Source organism: Cupriavidus sp. 01L46 (assembly GCF_056399905.1).
On sequence record NZ_JBFTSF010000733.1, the window covers coordinates 1 to 418 of the forward strand.

The window sequence follows — 418 nt, forward strand, 5'->3', positions numbered from 1 at the left end:
CGCGGGGACCGGACCATCAAGTCGGCCGCGTTCAGTCGTCAGGGGCCGGCTTCGCTCGCCGAATCGATGAATACGTGGAAGCACGCCGACTTTGACGAGCAATACGCGCTCAAATGGCCCTTCGATGGCCAGCCGGTCAGCCATCGCGCGTTCTCCATCATTCGCGAAGACGGCAGCGTGATCCGTGGCACCACCGATGCCGAAGGAAAGACGGGGTTGCAGAAGAGTCTGTTCGTGGATGGGCTGCGCCTGCGCATCGATCCGGAATAAATGGCTGTAGGCATGCAGTGCACCTTCACAACCACAACCACAACCACGCAGAAGCAAACCGGAGCAACTTCGTATGGCCACCGTTGAACGCGTTATCCCACCCTCTATAGGCGATGATGGATCGGTGCATTACTCGTCTGTCATGTCG

The 418-nt window shown here is 58.9% G+C and carries 1 pseudogene; it reads left to right on the top strand.

Annotated elements, in window-relative coordinates:
* Window positions 1-270 (top strand): annotated as a pseudogene (locus AC1DS3_RS39550) (type VI secretion system tip protein VgrG); the annotation flags it as partial.
* Between the last annotated feature and the right edge of the window lie 148 nt (window positions 271-418).